The organism is Salinisphaera orenii subsp. orenii MK-B5 (assembly GCF_003788635.1).
Lineage (GTDB): Bacteria > Pseudomonadota > Gammaproteobacteria > Nevskiales > Salinisphaeraceae > Salinisphaera > Salinisphaera orenii.
In genome coordinates this window covers 26,315-43,749 of record NZ_AYKH01000008.1, presented here as the reverse complement: position 1 = coordinate 43,749, position 17,435 = coordinate 26,315, and the positions used below count along the sequence as shown (strand labels likewise).

Sequence of the window (17,435 nt, the reverse complement as noted above, 5' to 3'; positions counted from 1 at the left end):
GGGCGAGCCGCGGTGGGCCGGGCGATCGGTCCGATTCCGGCGGCGGTCAGACCTCGAGGTAGTCGAGGATGCCCTTGGCAGCCTCGCGGCCCTCGAAGACGGCCGTGACGACCAGATCCGAGCCGCGGACCATGTCGCCGCCGGCGAAGATCCGCGGATTGGTGGTCTGATACTTGAAGCGCCCCTGTTCCGGAGCGATCACGCGACCGCCGTCGTCGATCTCGATCGCCTGGCTGTCGAACCATTCCTGCGGATTCGGTCGGAAGCCGAAGGCGATGATCACGCGATCGGCCTCGATGACTTCCTCCGTGCCGGGGACCGGTTCGGGACGGCGCCGGCCGCGCTCGTCGGGCGCGCCGAGCTTGGTGGTGACGACCTTGATGCCCTCGACGTGGGTGTCGCCGATGATCTCCACCGGCTGGCGGTTGAACATGAACTCCACGCCTTCCTCGCGCGCGTTCTGGAATTCGCGCGCCGAGCCCGGCATGTTGTCCTCGTCGCGGCGATAGGCGCAGACGACCTTCTTCGCACCCTGGCGGATCGAGGTGCGGTTGCAGTCCATGGCGGTATCGCCGCCGCCGAGCACGACCACGCGCTCGCCCTTCATGTCGATGTAGTCGCGCGGGTTCTTCTCCAGGCCCAGAACGCGATTGATGTTGGCCACTAGGAAGGGCAGGGCCTCGTGGACGCCGTCCAGATCCTCGCCGGGGAAACCGCCCTTCATGTAGGTGTAGGTGCCCATGCCGAGGAAGACGGCGTCGTATTCGGCCATCAGATCCGCCATGGTCACGTCGCGGCCGATCTCGACGCCGAGCCGGAATTCCACGCCCATGCCTTCCATGATCTCGCGCCGGGTCTCCACGACGCTCTTCTCGAGCTTGAAGGGCGGAATGCCGAAGGTCAGCAGCCCGCCGATGCGCGGATACTTGTCGAACACCACGGCCTGGACGCCGTTGCGGACCAGGATATCGGCCGCGCCCAGGCCGGCCGGCCCGGCGCCGATGACTGCGACCTTGCGATCGGTCCAGACCACGTCCGAGACGTCGGGCCGCCAGCCTTGCTTGACGGCTTCATCGGTGATGTATTTCTCCACCGAGCCGATGCTGATCGCGCCCAGCCCGTCGTTCATGGTGCAGGCGCCTTCGCAGAGGCGGTCCTGCGGGCAGATGCGGCCGCAGATCTCGGGCAGGGTGTTGGTGGCGTGCGACAGCTCGGCCGCCTCGAACAGATTGCCCTCGTTGACGAGCTTGAGCCAGTTCGGGATGTAGTTGTGGACCGGGCACTTCCACTCGCAGTAGGGGTTGCCGCAGGAAATGCAGCGCCCGGCCTGCTGGGCGGCCGTCTCCTTGTCGAACTGGCCGTAGATCTCGGCGAATTCGTGAATCCGGACCGGCACCTCGACCTTTTTCGGGTCCTGGCGCGGGGTTTCCAGAAACTGCAGATGATTCGTTGCCATCGGTTACCTTTTGGTGACGCAGTCGCGCCCGCCGCCGCGCGATGACGCGGCGGGGGCACGGGTTGCGGTCTGTTCGATCAGGCCGCGCGGTTGAGCGTGTCCAGAATCGTCTCCACGCTCTCGGCCTTCGGCTTGACCAGCCAGAACTGGCCGACGTAGTCGCGGAAGTTTTCGAGAATCTCGTGGCCCCAGGCGCTGTCGGTCTCGGCCACGTGGGCCTCGATCAGGTCGCGCAGATAGTGGCGGTGGGCCTCCATGTTCTCCGAGACCACGCGGTGGATGTCGATCAGCTCGTGGTTGTAGCGGTCGACGAACTCGCGCTTCTCGTCCAGCACATAGGCCAGCCCGCCGGTCATGCCGGCACCGAAATTGATGCCGGTATGGCCGAGCACGACCACGCAGCCGCCGGTCATGTACTCGCAGCCGTGATCGCCCACGCCCTCGACCACCGCCGAGGCGCCGGAATTGCGCACGCCGAAGCGTTCGCCGGCCTGGCCGGCGGCGTAGAGTGTGCCGCCGGTCGCGCCGTAGAGGCAGGTGTTGCCGACGATCGCCGCCTCGCGGGCGACGAAACCGGCGCGCGGCGAGGGCCGGATGACGATACGCCCGCCGGCCATGCCCTTGCCGACGTAGTCGTTGGCGTCGCCCTCCAGATAGAGATGCAGGCCGCCGGCGTTGAACACGCCGAAGCTCTGGCCGGCGGTGCCGGTCAGGTCGAGCCGGATCGGCGCATCCTCCATGTCGAGGTTGCCGTGGCGGCGGGCGATCTCGCCGGACAGCCGGGCGCCGATGGAGCGGTTGTTGTTGTGCACCTCATAGGCGAACGTGCCGCCGGACCGGTTCTCGATCGCGTCGAGCGCGTCGGCGACCATGCGCTCGGCCAGTTCGCCCTTGTCGAAGGGCTCGTTGTGCGGCTCGAGGCAGTACATCGGCACGTCTTCGGCGAGCCCGCCGTCCGACAGGATCGGCGACAGGTCCAGGCCCCGCTGCTTGGGCGTCTCGCCCGGCAGCAGTTCGAGCAGGTCGGTGCGGCCGATCAGCTCCTGCAGCGAGCGCACGCCGATCGCGGCCATCAGTTCGCGGGTGTCCTGGGCGATGAACGAGAAGAAGTTCTGCACCATCTCGGGAATGCCGATGAAATGGCGCTCGCGCAGGGTCTCGTTCTGGGTGGCCACGCCCGTGGCGCAGTTGTTGAGATGACACACGCGCAGATACTTGCAGCCCAGCGCCACCATCGGCCCGGTGCCGAAGCCGAAGGACTCCGCGCCCAGAATCGCGGCCTTGATCACGTCCAAACCAGTCTTGAGGCCGCCGTCGGTCTGCACCCGGACCTTGTCGCGGAGCTCGTTGGCGCGCAGCGTCTGGTGGGTCTCCGACAGGCCGAGCTCCCAGGGCGTGCCGGCGTAGCGCACCGAGGTCAGCGGGCTCGCGCCGGTGCCGCCGTCGTAGCCGGAGATGGTGATCAGATCGGCGTAGGCCTTGGCCACGCCGGCCGCGATCGTGCCCACGCCCGGGCCCGAGACCAGTTTGACCGAGACCAGCGCCTTGGGGTTGACCTGCTTGAGGTCGAAGATCAGCTGGGCCAGGTCTTCGATCGAGTAGATGTCGTGATGCGGCGGCGGCGAGATCAGAGCCACGCCCGGCTTGGAGTAGCGCAGCCGCGCGATCATCTCGTTGACCTTGTGCCCCGGCAGCTGGCCGCCTTCGCCGGGCTTGGCGCCCTGGGCGATCTTGATCTGCAGGACCTCGGCGTTGACCAGATAGTGCGGCGTGACGCCGAAGCGGCCCGAGGCGACCTGCTTGATCTTCGACATCTTGTCGGTGCCGTAGCGTGAGGCGTCCTCGCCGCCCTCGCCGGAGTTGGAACGCCCGCCCATGCGGTTCATGCCCTGGGCCAGCGATTCGTGCGCCTCGGGCGAGAGCGCGCCGAGGCTCATACCGGCGGAGTCGAAGCGCGGCGTGATCGCCTCGATCGCCTCGACCTCGTCGATGTCGATCGGCTCGATGTCCTCGCGCAGCTTGAGCAGATCCCGCAGCACGGATGCCGGCCGGCCCTGCACGATCGAGGCGTATTCGCGGTACTTGTCGTACTCGCCGGAGGACACCGCCTCGTGCAGCGTGGCGATCACGTCCGGGTTGTAGCAGTGGTACTCCTCGCCGTGGACGAACTTGAGCAGGCCGCCCTGATTGATCGCCACGCGCGGATTCCAGGCGTTTCGGGCCAGATGCGCGGCATCCGCCTGCAGATGCGCGAAGCCGGCGCCGGCGACGCGGCTGACCGTGCCGGCGAAGCACAGATCGACCACCTCGTCGGCCAGGCCCACGATCTCGAACAGCTGGGCGCCGCGATAGCTGGTGACCGTGGAGATGCCCATCTTGGACATGATCTTGTACAGGCCCTTGTTGATCCCCTTGCGGTAGGTCGCGCACAGGTCGTCGGCGTTGCGGCCGTCGATCTGGCCGCAGCGGATCAGGTCGTTCAGGGACTCGTAGGCCAGGTACGGATGGATCGCGGTCGCGCCGTAGCCGATCAGGCAGGCGTAGTGATGCGCGTCGCGGCAGCTCGCCGTGTCGACGACGATGTTGGCGTCGCAGCGCAGGTTCTCGGCGGTCAGGCGATGATGCACCGCGCCCGTGGCCAGCAGCGCCTGGATCGGCAGCCGGCCCTCCACGATCTCGCGGTCGGAGAGCACGAGGATGGTCTTGCCCTCGTCGCGCACGGCGGCCACGGCGCGGTCGCAGACCGCCTCGATGGCCGCCTGCAGGTCGGTGTCGGCGTCGTAGTTGAGGTCGATGACGGTGTGGGCGTAGTCCGCGTCGGTCAGCGACAGCAGGCGCCGGAACTTGCCGGTGGACAGCACCGGCGAATCGACCACCAGGCGCTTGGCGCGTGCCTCGTTCTCCTCGAAGACGTTGCGCTCGCGGCCGAAGCAGGTCTCCAGCGACATCACGATGCGCTCGCGCAGCGAGTCGATCGGCGGGTTGGTGACCTGGGCGAACTTCTGCCGGAAATAGTCGAAGAGCACGCGATCCACGCGCGAGAGCACCGGGAATGGGGTGTCGTCGCCCATGGAGCCCGTGGCTTCCTGGCCGGCCTCCGCGATCGGGCGCAGGACCTGATCGCGTTCCTCGAAGGAGACGTGGAAGAGCTTTTCGTAGACCTTGACCGTCCAGCGCTCCATCCAGGCCTCGTCGCGCGTGTCGCTCATGCGCGACTCGAGCATGCGGGCGTGCTTCTTGAGCCACTGCTTGTAGGGCGCCCGCGAGGCCAGGCGTTCGTCGATCTCGCGCGGCTGGATGAGTTCGCCGTTCTCGGTGTCCACGGCGATCATGTCGCCCGGCTTGAGCCGTCCCTTGGCCACCACCCGCTCGGGATCGTAGTCCCAGACGCCGATCTCAGAGGCCAGCGTGATGTGGCGATCGTCGGTGATCACGTAACGCGCCGGCCGCAGGCCGTTGCGGTCCAGGCAGCAGGCCGCGTAACGGCCGTCGGTGAGCACGATGCCGGCGGGGCCGTCCCACGGCTCCATGTGCATCGCGTTGTATTCGTAGAAGGCTCTGAGGTCGGCGGACATGTAGTCGACGTTCTGCCAGGCCGGCGGCATCAGCAGGCGCATGGCGTAGAAGATGTCCATGCCGCCGGCGAGCAGCACTTCCAGCATGTTGTCCAGGCTCTGCGAATCCGAGCCGTTCATGGACACCAGCGGCAGGATCGATTCCAGCTCCGGCAGCTTGTCGGACTGGAACTTGGCCGCCCGTGCGGTCGACCAGTTGCGATTGCCGGTGACCGTGTTGATCTCGCCGTTGTGGGCCAGATACCGGAACGGCTGCGCCAGACGCCACTGCGGCAGCGTGTTGGTGGAAAAGCGCTGGTGGAAGACACACAGCGAGGTCTCCAGGCGCTCGTCGGCCAGGTCCTTGTAGAACACGGTCAGATAGCTGGGCATGACCATGCCCTTGTAGGAGAACACCTTCGCCGAGAGCGACGGCACGTAGAACACGTCGTCGTCGGTCAGCGCGTTCTCGGTGCGCCGGCGGGCGAACACCAGCTTGGCCTCGAACAGGGCGGAGTCCATGTCGTCCGGCGCGGTCACGAAGACCTGCTCGAGATGCGGCAGCGTGGCCAGCGCCTGAGCGCCACAGGCCGACTCGGCGTCGATCGGGACCGCGCGCCAACCGGCCACGGCCAGGCCCTCGGCCTCCAGCTGCCGGCCGAGCTCGGCCTTGGCGGCTTCCGCGCGATCCGATTCGGGATGCAGGAAGATGATGCCGCTGGCGTACTGGTCGGCGAGTTCGATGCCGGCCTCGGCGGCGAGCGTGCGCAGGAAGGCATCCGGTTTCTTCATGAGGATGCCGCAGCCGTCGCCGGTCTTGCCGTCGGCGGCGACCGCCCCGCGGTGGGTCAGACGCTCGAGCGCGCCGATGGTGGTCTGAACGAGCCAGTGGCTCGGCTTGTCGTCCATGTTGGCGATCAGGCCGAAACCGCAGGCGTCCTTCTCGAACTCCGGAGAATAGAGTCCGCCGTTCATCTGATGCATATCGTTGTCCTCGCCTCGGGTCGGATTCGGCGCCGGTCGTGGCCGGTCGCGGCGCCCGGTGGAGCACCGGGCCGGACGCCGGGGGAAGGGCGTTGCGTGCCGGCGTAGCGCGCTTGGGGGCGGCCGGATCGGACGCCCGGGGCGTTCCTCTCGTGAACTTGGAGTATAAAAGGCGCCCCCGCCTCGATCAATCGGCGGGGCCCGGCGCCGGCCTGCCGGCGCTCAGGCCGCGAGATAGCGCGCCAGCGTTGCGTCCAGCGCCTGCTCGTCGGCGTCCACGACCTCGGCGTGGCCGATGGCGCGCAGCAGGATCAGGCGCAGGTCGCCGGCCAGAGCCTTCTTGTCGCGCGTCATCAGGGCCCGAATACGCGCGCGGCTGACCTCGGCCGGCGGTGCCAGCGGCAGATTCGCGCTCTCGATCACGCGCTCGATGCGGGCGACGTCGTCGGCGTCGAGCCAGCCCAGGCGCTGCGAGGTGTCCGCGGCCATGCACAGGCCGGCCGCGACCGCCTCGCCGTGGAGCCAGGCGCCGTAGCCCAGCTCGGCTTCGAGCGCGTGGCCGTAGGTATGGCCGAGATTGAGCAGCGCCCGGCGACCGGCCTCGCGTTCGTCGGCGGCCACCACGGCCGCCTTGTTGGCGCAGGAGCGACGGATGGCCTCGACGACGACGGTCGGCTCGCGCGCGTTGAGCGCGGCCATGTTCGTCTCCAGCCAGTCGAAGAAGGGCGCGTCGCCGATCAGCCCGTACTTGATGACCTCCGCCAGCCCGGCGGCGAATTCCCGTGCGGGCAGCGTCTCCAGCACGTCGGTGTCGACGAGCACCCGCCGCGGCTGATGGAAGGCGCCGATCATGTTCTTGCCGAGCGGATGATTGACGCCGGTCTTGCCGCCGACAGAGGAGTCGACCTGGGCGAGCAGCGTCGTCGGCAACTGGACGAAGTCGATGCCGCGCTGATAGCTGGCGGCCGCGAAGCCGGCGATGTCGCCGATCACGCCGCCGCCCAGGGCAACGAGCGTCGCGTCCCGGCCGTAGCCGCCCTCCAGCAGGCGGTCGTAGATGCGCTCCAGCGTGGCCAGCGTCTTGTAGGCCTCGCCGTCGGGCAGCTCCAGGATCTCGACTTCGTGATCGGCGGCCAGCGCGGCCGCGACGCGGGCCGAGTAGTGCCGTGCGATGGTGTCGTTGGTGACCACGAGCACGCGGCGCGCACGGATGGCGCCGCCGTAGGCCGCCGCCTCGGACAGCAGCCCGGGCGCGATCCGAATGTCGTAGCTGCGCTCGCCGAGATCGACGGTGAGCGTCGCGGCTGCGGTGTCGGTCATCGACAGCTCTCCCTGGACTCGATCCGTGGTGCGGCCGGGCCCGTTTCCGGTGACGGATGCGGCCTGTTCGGAATCGCGCCGCGGCGTGCCGGCGCCCATCAGGCCGTACCGATGGCCTCGAGCTGCTCGACGATCTCGCGCGCCAGACGCCGCGCCTGCTGATCGCCGGTGGGCACCACGATGTCCGCGATCGAGCGATAGAGCGGATCGCGCTCTTCCATGAGACGAGTCAGGGTCGCCTCGACGTCTTCGCTGCCTTCGAGAATCGGGCGGTTGCTGGCCTTGCGGGTCCGCGAGATTTGCTGCTCCAGCGACGTCTCGAGGTAGACCACCACGCCGCGCGCCGAGAGCAGATCGCGGGTGGCGGACTCGAGCACGGCGCCGCCGCCGGTCGCCATCACGGTGTTCGGCAAGTCCGACAGCTCGGCGATCATTTCGCGTTCGCGCTTGCGAAAGCCCGCCTCGCCTTCCATGTCGAAGATGAAGGAGATGTCCACGCCCGTGCGTTTTTCGACTTCGTGATCCGAGTCGACGAACGACATGCCCTTGATCTCGGCGATGCGCCGACCGATCGTGGTTTTACCGGCCCCCATCGGGCCGACAAGATAAATGTTTGGATTAGCTGCCATACAATTTTTGTTGGTAAGACCTCTTTTGGAGATTACGCTGTATCGTCATTGCGGTAACTGAATTACCGGTCGACCGCGCAGTCGTCTTCAAACGGGTTATCACCTGACGGCGAGCCCTCAAGATCGAATTCTAGACTCTCATCGCCTTCACTCCCGGCCGAATCGGCGGTAGCGGTCAACCGTACCTTGACGCGCTCTGCAAAACGCGAAAGATATGTAATATCGAAACGCGCCACACCACTACCGTCGAGCTCCGGTGAGGATGGCACCGTAACTACTTGGCCGGGGTCGAGCGTCTCATTATCGTTCCTATCCTCCCGCGGGTCGAGTACACCGTTGTTGTTTTCGTCCTCTGTCCTGCAACCGGTATCCGGCGAATCATTGGCTCGGTAGGCTATAGCTCGGACATTTAGACGCAACGTCGCGTCCGAAACGGGATTGCCGGCCGCATCACTGATCAGCGCCGCGTAGGGCGCGTCGTAGGTAGTGCCATCAGATGCCAACTCAGCCGGGCCACCGGTGCCTAGGCGAATACTCAGGGCCTCGCCGGCGACAGTGATAGTGGTCGAATCTTCGAGGGTCTCATCGGTTGCGACGCTCGAAACGATCTCTACTGGTTCGCTTACTGAACTCGGTGGGGCAGTGTATACCACCCGCGCTGTACCGCTCGTATCCGTGCGTGTCTGCGAAGAGGAAAGTGTGCCGGCACTATCCTCGCCCAGTCGGAAATTGATGGTCTCGTTCGCCACCGGATTGCTGAATCCATCGCGTGCGGTTGCGGTCAGGTTGGTCGTCGAATTGCCGGTTATCGTCGCCGACGCGGCGTTGAGTACCAAGGTAGCGGGTTCTGCCGCCATGAATCTGATAATGCGGGATGCCCTCTTCCCGTCGACCGACGCCGTGACGTTGGTCGCGCCGGCGACATTGGATTGGATCTGTGTAGTCGCTTCACCCTGGGAATCAGTAGTGACGACATCGTGTCCGAGTGTTCCACGTGATGCCGTAAAGGTTATGTCGCTGTCTGCGATCGGGCCGTTATTCCCGCTGTAAACTACCGTGATCTGTTCGGTGTCTCCGACAGTGGGGCTGTCATCTTCTTCGTCGGCCTGGCTGAAGGAGAGACCTTTGCCGCCCACAGTAATCTGCTTTTCTATTTCGGCGCCCCGACTTGAAACGCGAATAGTGTTCCGTCCAGCTTCCTGCTCGCTTACAGTGAAAGTCGCCTCGCCCGCGCTGTTCGTGTCCATCGTGCTCGCGCTCACTTGGGCAGTCGGGTCGGTGTCTACGTCGATGGTCGCGGCCGTGATGGGGTCTCCTGAAGAATCGCTCAGGCGCGTAGTGAAGGTTGCGCTTTCGCCGCGGGCAATGGCGTCAGGGCCTTCAAGCGTGAGTTCGGTGCCGGTGACATCGACTCTGATCTCATCACGGATGCCATCGGCTTCAGCTTGCACCGTAATTGTTCGGTTGGCGTGATCTGGGTCATTGAATAATACGGCTGTCGCGCTTTCTGTGCCTGCAGATTCGGTCTCGAGCCGACCCGCATCGGAACTGAAGGCTACATCTGGTTCGACGACTGAATTGTTGTTCGCATCTCGTAGGAGTGCCGTTAGGTCGACGCCGTTCTCAGACTGGATGGCGGCGGAGGGAAGCGAGGTCGAGCTCGCTATAAGATCGATTTGGGTGGCCGTGTTTCCATTTGGATTCTCGCCGTCCCCGGACTCCGAATCTCCGTCATCGTCTCCGCCGGACGTGGACCCTCCGCAGCCGGCGAGTGTGAGCACGAGAAGTATGAAAACCGAGATTTGAGAATATTTGCGAAAAGTCAAGGTAGCTCCCCCAAAAATAGTATCTTTCCTGATCTGGGCAGTTTATGCTTAGCGGTCGAGCTGAAGCGATTCTTTGAGAATCTTTGGCGTCACGAATAGCAGAAGCTCGCGCTTGTCGCGCTGGCGCTCCGTGCCTCTGAATAGCGCACCAACTAAAGGTAGTTCGCCAAGCAGGGGGACGCGGTCTGTCACATCGCGATTCTCCTGCTCATATATCCCGCCTAAAACGACAGTTTCGCCATCTTTCACTAGTACTTGCGTTTGGATGCTACGGGTATCGATAGCAGGTGCTGATCCTCCGCCCTGTACTGGAGCATCTTGGCCTCTAGAATCTTGGCTCACATCCAAACTCATTATTATTCGGTCATTAGGTGTAATTTGGGGTGTAACTTTTAGACTAAGTACGGCTTTCTTGAATTGCGTTGTCGCTGTGCCCTGCTCGGTAGCTTCGAGGTACGGAATTTCTTCGCCTTGCTCGATATTTGCTTCTTGTCCGTCGGCAGTAATCACTCTTGGAGCAGAAATAATATCGCCCCGATTCTCGGACTCTAGAGCAGAGAGTGCTAAGTCTAAATTGAAGGTATCGCTGATGATGCTGGTGGTGATTATGCCGGCGGGATTTGAAACAGGAAGTTCTACGGAATACCCGGAGTCGACGAGATAGTTTCCCCCGGTGGCGGACTCATAGGCGGCGTTGTCGATGGCGCTCGAAGATACGCCCAGATTCCGGGAAAAGTTCCGGTTGGCCACCACGATGCGCGACTCGATCAGCACCTGGCGCACCGGGATGTCCAGGCGAGCCACCAGCCGGCGGATGTCGTCGATCTTCTCGCGGGTCTCGTTGATGAGCAGGCTGTTGGTGCGATCGTCCACGGTCACCTGGCCGCGCGCGGACAGGAACGACACGTCGCGGCCGCCGGTTTCACCGGTGGCGGCATTGCCGTTGCCGTTTTCGGCCCGGCCGGCGCGCAGAATGTTGGCGATGTCCGCCGCCCGTGCGTAGTTGATCTGGATGATCTCGGAGCGTAGCGGGGCGAGATTGCGGGTGGCCTGGCGGGCGGCCAGTTCGGCCTGCTCGCGGGCGGCGATCTCGGCCAGCGGCGCGACGCTGATGACGTTGTTCTCGCGCCGCATGCCCAGGCCCTTGGCGTTCATGATGATATCCAGCGCCTGATCCCAGGGGACCTCCTCGAGCCGCAGCGCCATGTTGCCGGTGACGCTGTCGGAGACGACCATGTTGACATCGGCGACGTCGGCGATGATCTGCAGGACCGCCCGCACGTCAACGCTCTGGAACGACAGCGAGATCTTCTCGCCGGTGTAGCTTTCCTGCTCGGCTTCGCGCTCGGCCTTCTCGGCCGCGGTCAACGGCTGCAGTTCGACGATGAAGGCGTCGTCGGTCTGATAGGCGACCTGTTCGTACTCGGTATCGGCGACCGGCGTGATGGCGACCTGCGCGCCGCCGTTTCGGGCCAGCGTGTCGATCGCCTCGACCGGGGTCGCGAAGTCCAGAACGTCCAAGCGTTTCTCGAGGCGCCGCGGCAGGGCCACGCCCGGCAGTCTCGCCACGATCCGGCCGCTGTCGTCCGTGTCGACGTCCACGGGCGTGTCGACACCCTGGAGCCCGATCTCGACGCGGCCGGCGCCGTTCTCGCCGCGCCGGAAGTCGATATCGTCGATCGCGGGTCCGTTCGTGCCCGGCCGGGCGGGCGTCGAGGCGGGCACTGGGGCGGACCGCTCGGCGGCCGGTGCGCGCGCCGTGGCGCGGCCGCCGCCGATGTCGACGCGGACCTCATCGCCGCGCCGGTCGATGGCGTAGTCGACCATGTGTGTGAGTTCGACCACCACGCGCGTGCGCCCGCCCGCGGCCGCCAGGGCGACGGCCTGGACCGGCCCGGTGTCGATGCGCTGATAGCGTTCGGCCACGTCCAGGTCGGTATTCGGCAGGTCGATCGACAACCGGGCCGGTTCGTTCACGGTGAACGCCGAGGGCTCCGGTGCGGTGTCGGCCAGCTTGAGCCGCAGCGTGACGCGCTGACTGCTGCGCTCGGCGGCGTCGATCGATATCAGGCGGTTGTCTGCGGCCTGCGCCGCGGTTGTGGCCAGCGCCCAGAGCAGCACGACCAGCCACCACCGGTGCCGCGGTGTGCGCAGAGGCGGGGGCGATAGCATTCGGCTCATACTGCGTGCTTCCCTCATTGCGTGGGTGCCAACGCGGCCGGCTGCTGGACATAGCCGCCGGCGCCGTCGGACACGATCTCGCTCAGGGCGATGCCATTTTCGGATACGGCGGTGACCTCGCCGTAATTCTGGCCCATGTGGTCCCCGCGCTTGATCCGGTGAATGACGTTGTCCGGCGCCTTGATCAGCGCGTACATGGTACCGCCCCGACTGATCGTGCCGACCATGCGCAGCGCATCCAGCGGATAGGCCTCGAGCGGCTCGCGCTCGCGATCCGTGTCCGGTGTCGGCCCGCTTCCGCCCCGCTCCGGCTCGGGCATGTTGGGCGTGAACGGGCCGCGGCGGTCGTCGGCGCGGTAGGTGTAGGGGGTATAGTCGGCGATCTCGGGGATCGGCTCGATCGGCTCGCTGGGACGAGCGCGCACTTCGGCGACGTAGCGCTCGAGGTCGCTGTTGTCGCCGCCACAGGCCGCTAGGCCGAGCGCGACCGCCAGCAACAGCACGACGGCGCGCCGAGTCATGGCGTGTCTCCGCTGGATTCGGTGGTCGCGCCGTCCTCTTCGAGATAGCGATAGGTGTTGGCGGTCATGCTCATGCGCAGCTCGCCGGTGCGCCCGTCCTTGTCTCGCAGGGGCTCGATCTCGACATCGCCGATGGTCACGATGCGCGACAGCGCCGCCACGCCGGAGACGAAACGGCCGAGTTCGTGATAGTCCCCGGTCACGATGAGGTCGTTGGGCAGTATGGCGTAGAAGTCGCGCATCTCTTCCGGACGCGGCTTGAACAACTCCTCCTCGAGGCCGCTGGCGATGCGGGTCTTGGAGATGTCGTTGAGCAGGCTGGGCACTTCGGTGCGGCTGGGCAGTTGCTGCAGCAGCTCGCCGAACTGGGCCTCCATCGTTTCGAGCTGATCGCGGTAGGCGTCCAGATTCGCGACCTGGCGCTGCTTGATCTCGAAACGCTGCTTGAGCTTGCTTTCCTGTGCGCGCGCCTGCGCCAGGGTGTCCTGCTTCGGCAGCACGAAGTACCAGGTGCCGATGCCCATGATGGTCAGCGAGACCGCGGCGATCGCCAGCACGTAGGCGTACAGCGGCCAGCTGCCGATGTTGTGCTGATCCAGGCCGCGTAGCTCTTCGAAGTACTCGTTCAGCGACTTCATGAGCGCGACTCGCTGTCCGATGTGGTCGTCGCGGCTTCGTCGTCGGCCAGGTTCGGATTGACGCTGTCCACGGTTAGCGTGAAATCCGCGTAGCGCTTCGGCCCGGTCTCGCTGGACTTGATCACGATCAGGCGCGGGTCGGCGAACCAGTCGGAGTCGTCGAGGTTGACCATATAGTCCGAGACCCGGGCGTTGGACTCGGCCACGCCGTTGAGCGTGGTCGTGTCGCCCTGCTGGGACAGGGCGGTCAGATAGACGCCGTCCGGCAGCGTGGCCACCAGTTCGTCGAAATAGTGCACGATCGCCGAACGCGACTGCTGGAGCTGCTCGATGATGCGCATGCGCGTGATCAGCGCATCGCGGGTCTGCTCCAGTTCCCGGATTTCGGTCAGTTGCGCGTCCGCGGTCGCGATCCGAGCCTCGAGGAAATCGTTGCGCTCGCGCTGGCCGTCGATCAGGTGATCGTAATAGAGCATGGGCACGACACCGACGAGTACCACGCTGGCCAGCGCCGCGGCGACCAGCACCGTGAGGAACCGCCGGCGCTTGGCCTCGCGCCGGGCCGCGCGCCAGTCGAGCAGATTGATGCGGACGATCTCGCTCATCGGACCGAACGCATCGCGAGCCCGGTGGCGACCATCAGCGCCGGACCGTCGTAGTCGACGTGATTGCGGCGGGCCGCGGTGCCGGCGAGCATGCCGGCCAGCGGATTGCCCACCGTGGCCGGCCAGGACAGGCGCGAGGCGACGGCCTCTTCGATCCCGGGAAACAGGGTCGTGCCGCCCACCAGCACCACCTGATCGATGGTCTCTTCCTGACTCCCGGCCGACATGTAGAACTGAAGCGCGCGCTCGATCTGTCCGGCGGCCCGGTGGGCGAATTCACCGACCTCGTCGGCGATCGCCTCGGGTGCGATCTCGCCCGTGCGCAGACGTCCGCGCAGCTGGTCGATCTCGCTCAGGTCGTGGCGTTCGAGCAGATCGCCGGCCAGCTGCCGGCCGCCGAAGGACAGCTCGCGTGAATACACGTTGCGGCCGCCGTGGCTCACGCTCAGACGCGTCTGCTGGGCGCCCAGATCGAACACGGCGACGTTCGCGCCCGCGGCGGCCAGCGCCGGCGACTGTTCGATCAGCAGGCTGCAGGCGTTCTGCAGCGCGTAGGTCTCGATGTCGACGATGCAGACCTCGAGCCCGGCCATCTCCATAGCGCCGACGTGCGCCTCCACATGGTCGCGCCGGCAGGCCACCAGCAGCACGCGATTGACGTCGGGATTGTTGGTATCGCGTTCGAGCACCTGGAAATCGAGGTTGACCTCTTCCTTGGGATGCGGAATGTATTGCTCCGCATCGAAGGCGATCTGCTGCTCGATTTCCGCGTCGCCGAGCTCGGCCGGCATGTCGATGATCTTGCTGATCACGGCCGGGCCCGAGACCGCGATCGCGGCGCGTCGCGTGCGGCTGCCGCTGCGCTCGAGCGCCCGCTTCATGGACGCCGCCACGGCCTCGGCGTCGACGATCTGCTCGTTGGCGATGGCTTCGGCGGGCAGCGGCTCGCTGGCATAACTGAGCACACGATGGGTATCGCCGCGGCCGTCCAGTTCGAGCAGCCGGATCCGCGAGGCGCTGATGTCCACGCCCATGAACGATCGTGGCCGTCTTTTGAACAATTGCCCGAAGCGCGTCATCGAATTACCTGAGCCCTGATGCGGCCGCTCGCGCGGTCTCTCGGCAGGTATCGGCTTGAATCGGAAAACGTTGAGTCCGCCGCGTCAATCACGTCGGTTCGCCCGGCGGCTTTGGTGGCTGGCGACCCCGGTGTGCCGCCTGCGCCGAACCGCGGGCGCGCAAAAACCGACCGGCGTCGGTATCATGCGCTGCGGTTGTATTGTTCAGCGGCCCGCGGGCCGAGAGATGCCGATGAAAGCCATGCCGCGTGCGGCCCGTTTCGTGGTCTTTTTGATTGCCGGCCTGCTGTCCGCGGCAACGCTGGCCGTCTGCGTGGTTGCGGGCGTCTATCTCTATTTCGGCCCACAGCTGCCCCAGGCCGGCGATATAGGCGAAACCGAGTTCAACGAGCCCCTGCGGATCTACACCGCGGATCGCAAGCTCATCGCCGAGTACGGCGTCGAGCGACGGCTGCCGCGCACCTACGACGAGATCCCGAAGGCCGTGGTGGATGCGTTCGTGGCCGCCGAGGACGACCGCTTCTTCGAGCACCCGGGCGTGGACTACCAGGGCATCATCCGGGCCGCGATTCATCTCATCGAGACCGGACGCAAGACGCAGGGTGGCTCGACCATCACGATGCAGCTGGCGCGCAATCTCTATCTGACCAACGACCGCACCTATGTGCGCAAGATCAAGGAGATCATCCTCGCGCTGCGGCTGGAGTCGAAGCTGAGCAAGGAGCAGCTGCTCGAGCTCTATCTCAACAAGATCTACCTCGGCAACCGGGCCTATGGCGTCGGGGCGGCCTCGGAGGCGTACTACAACAAGCCGCTGGACGAGCTCGACGTCGCACAAACGGCGATGATCGCCGGCTTGCCCAAGGCGCCGTCGCGCTATAACCCGCTGGCCAGCCCGGAGCGCGCCAAGCAGCGGCGCAACTACGTCCTTTCGCGCATGCAGACGCTGGGCATGATCAGCGACGAGACCTACGAACAGGCCATCGACGCGCCGGTTACCGCGGGCGAAAACGACACCGAGCGCGAGGATCGTCAGGAGGCCGATTACGTCGCGGAGATGGTCCGTCAGGACATGATCGCGCGCTACGGCGACAAGGCCTACACCGAGGGATTCGACGTCACCACGACGATCGATAGCGGGCGCCAGGGAGCCGCCGATCGCGCCCTGCGCCGCGATCTGCTGGCCTACGATGCGCGCCACGAATGGCACGGCCCGGAGAAGACGCTGGATACGGCCACGCTGGACGACGCGCAGGCGCTGCGCGAGGCGCTCGAGAAGATGTCGGTGATCGGGGGCCTCGTCCCGGCCGTGGTCGAGCGCGTCGCCCAGCGCAGCGCGACGCTGGTCACCGAACGCTACGGCGAGGTCACGCTCGACGCCGGCCAGATGCCCTGGCTCGGTCAGGGCCAGTCCGCGGGCGCACTGGTCGAGCGGGGCGATGTCGTCCGGCTGGCCCACACCGGCAGCGACGACGAGGATCAAGCCTGGACGTTGGCCGCGATCCCCGAGGTGCAGGGCGCGATGGTCGCTCTGGATCCCGATACCGGCGCGATCGAGGCGTTGTCCGGGGGCTTCGACTTCGACGCGTCGAAATTCAACCGCGCGGTCCAGGCACGGCGTCAGCCCGGTTCGTCGTTCAAGCCCTTCCTGTATTCCGCCGCGCTCGACAACGGCTTCACCCCGGCCAGCATCATCAACGATGCGCCGGTGGTCTACGGCGGCGGTATCGGCGAGGCCTGGCGGCCGCAGAACTACAGTGGCCGCATTCACGGCCCGACGCGGATGCGCGAAGGTCTGGTCCACTCGCGCAATCTGGTCTCGATCCGGCTGCTGCGCAGCATCGGCATCGACGCCGCGATCGACCATATCTCCGAGTTCGGTCTGCCGGCCGAACAGATGCCGCGGGACCTGTCGCTGGCGCTGGGCAGCGCGAGCTTCTCGCCGCTGCAGATGGCCCAGGCCTATGCCGTGTTCGCCAACGGCGGCTACGGCGTCAAGCCCTACTACATCAGCCGCATCGAGGACGGCCGCGGCGATGTCCGCTTCGCCGCGGAACCACGCGTCGCCTGCGCGCGTGTCGCCGACTGCCCGGCACTGGAGGCCACCGGTGGTGACGCCGACAGCGACCGGCTGGCGCCGCGTGTGGTGGACGCCGCCAATGCCTGGCTCATCGGCGACATGATGCGCGACGTCATCCGCCGGGGTACCGGCCGCCGTGCGACCACGCTCGAGCGATCCGATCTGTCCGGCAAGACGGGCACCACCAACGATCAGATCGACGCCTGGTTCGTGGGCTTCAATGCCGACCTCGTGGCGATCAGCTGGGTCGGCTTCGATAAGCTCACGCCCATGGGATCGAGCGAGACCGGCGCGCATGCCGCGCTGCCGATGTGGATCGACTTCATGCGCGACGCCCTGGCCGGCACGCCCGAGGCGATGCCACCGCGGCCGGCCGATCTGGTCACCGTTAACATCGACCCCGAGACCGGCCAGCGCGCCCTGGATGGCGGCGGTATACCGGAAACGTTCCGGCCGAACAACGTGCCGTCCGAGGAGGAGGCCCGTCGCTCCGGGGACAATGCACCGTCCAGCGAGGTCGAGAAGCTGTTCTGAGCCGGTCGTCGCCAGGTGCCCGCGGTTC

The 17,435-nt window shown here is 66.0% G+C and carries 11 protein-coding genes; 1 reads left to right on the top strand and 10 read right to left on the bottom strand.

Annotation, left to right across the window (positions count from 1 at the left end; all coding sequences use genetic code 11):
- Positions 1-46: 46 nt before the first annotated feature.
- From SAOR_RS05380 to pilM, 10 genes are all read right to left on the bottom strand, one after another.
- A complete protein-coding gene (locus SAOR_RS05380) occupies positions 47-1,456 on the bottom strand; it encodes an FAD-dependent oxidoreductase (RefSeq protein WP_123590897.1) in 1,410 nt (469 codons plus the stop codon).
- A 77-nt stretch (positions 1,457-1,533) separates the two neighbouring features.
- Positions 1,534-5,994 (bottom strand): glutamate synthase large subunit, encoded by a 4,461-nt coding sequence (gltB, locus tag SAOR_RS05375; protein ID WP_123590898.1) that lies wholly within the window; start codon positions 5,992-5,994, stop codon positions 1,534-1,536.
- A 222-nt stretch (positions 5,995-6,216) separates the two neighbouring features.
- Positions 6,217-7,314, bottom strand: a complete 1,098-nt coding sequence (gene aroB / locus SAOR_RS05370; protein WP_123590988.1) for a 3-dehydroquinate synthase — start codon at positions 7,312-7,314, stop codon at positions 6,217-6,219.
- Positions 7,315-7,412: 98 nt separating this feature from the next.
- Positions 7,413-7,943 carry a shikimate kinase AroK gene (gene aroK, locus SAOR_RS05365; RefSeq protein ID WP_123590899.1) on the bottom strand — a complete coding sequence of 177 codons (531 nt, stop codon included), beginning with the start codon at positions 7,941-7,943 and terminating at the stop codon, positions 7,413-7,415.
- 62 nt (positions 7,944-8,005) lie between these two features.
- Positions 8,006-9,769 (bottom strand): Ig-like domain-containing protein, encoded by a 1,764-nt coding sequence (locus tag SAOR_RS05360; RefSeq protein WP_123630538.1) that lies wholly within the window; start codon positions 9,767-9,769, stop codon positions 8,006-8,008.
- A gap of 48 nt (positions 9,770-9,817) precedes the next feature.
- Positions 9,818-11,890 carry a type IV pilus secretin PilQ gene (locus SAOR_RS05355; RefSeq protein ID WP_245965400.1) on the bottom strand — a complete coding sequence of 691 codons (2,073 nt, stop codon included), beginning with the start codon at positions 11,888-11,890 and terminating at the stop codon, positions 9,818-9,820.
- A gap of 74 nt (positions 11,891-11,964) precedes the next feature.
- Positions 11,965-12,471, bottom strand: coding sequence for a pilus assembly protein PilP (locus tag SAOR_RS05350; protein WP_123590902.1), 507 nt, complete (start codon positions 12,469-12,471; stop codon positions 11,965-11,967).
- Positions 12,468-13,109, bottom strand: coding sequence for a type IV pilus inner membrane component PilO (locus tag SAOR_RS05345; RefSeq protein ID WP_123630536.1), 642 nt, complete (start codon positions 13,107-13,109; stop codon positions 12,468-12,470). The genes SAOR_RS05350 and SAOR_RS05345 overlap by 4 nt, the downstream gene beginning before the upstream one ends.
- Entirely contained in the window at positions 13,106-13,714 is a 609-nt protein-coding gene (locus SAOR_RS05340) for a PilN domain-containing protein (protein ID WP_123630535.1), read from the bottom strand. Before SAOR_RS05340 ends, SAOR_RS05345 begins: the two co-directional genes overlap by 4 nt.
- Positions 13,711-14,748, bottom strand: a complete 1,038-nt coding sequence (gene pilM, locus SAOR_RS05335) for a type IV pilus assembly protein PilM (protein WP_185015561.1) — start codon at positions 14,746-14,748, stop codon at positions 13,711-13,713. The genes SAOR_RS05340 and pilM overlap by 4 nt, the downstream gene beginning before the upstream one ends.
- Positions 14,749-15,025: 277 nt before the next feature.
- Here pilM and SAOR_RS05330 point away from each other — a divergent pair, with 277 nt between their 5' ends.
- Positions 15,026-17,407, top strand: coding sequence for a penicillin-binding protein 1A (locus tag SAOR_RS05330; RefSeq protein ID WP_123630533.1), 2,382 nt, complete (start codon positions 15,026-15,028; stop codon positions 17,405-17,407).
- Positions 17,408-17,435: the final 28 nt, after the last annotated feature.

What these genes read in the sequence shown, in the direction of transcription:
- aroK (WP_123590899.1), bottom strand. Translation starts at nt 7,943, where the DNA reads ATGGCAGCTAATCCAAACATTTATCTTGTCGGCCCGATGGGGGCCGGT.
- SAOR_RS05330 (WP_123630533.1), top strand. Translation starts at nt 15,026, where the DNA reads ATGAAAGCCATGCCGCGTGCGGCCCGTTTCGTGGTCTTTTTGATTGCC.
- SAOR_RS05350 (WP_123590902.1), bottom strand. Translation starts at nt 12,471, where the DNA reads ATGACTCGGCGCGCCGTCGTGCTGTTGCTGGCGGTCGCGCTCGGCCTA.
- gltB (WP_123590898.1), bottom strand. Translation starts at nt 5,994, where the DNA reads ATGCATCAGATGAACGGCGGACTCTATTCTCCGGAGTTCGAGAAGGAC.
- pilM (WP_185015561.1), bottom strand. Translation starts at nt 14,748, where the DNA reads ATGGGCGTGGACATCAGCGCCTCGCGGATCCGGCTGCTCGAACTGGAC.
- SAOR_RS05345 (WP_123630536.1), bottom strand. Translation starts at nt 13,109, where the DNA reads ATGAAGTCGCTGAACGAGTACTTCGAAGAGCTACGCGGCCTGGATCAG.
- aroB (WP_123590988.1), bottom strand. Translation starts at nt 7,314, where the DNA reads ATGACCGACACCGCAGCCGCGACGCTCACCGTCGATCTCGGCGAGCGC.
- SAOR_RS05340 (WP_123630535.1), bottom strand. Translation starts at nt 13,714, where the DNA reads ATGAGCGAGATCGTCCGCATCAATCTGCTCGACTGGCGCGCGGCCCGG.
- SAOR_RS05380 (WP_123590897.1), bottom strand. Translation starts at nt 1,456, where the DNA reads ATGGCAACGAATCATCTGCAGTTTCTGGAAACCCCGCGCCAGGACCCG.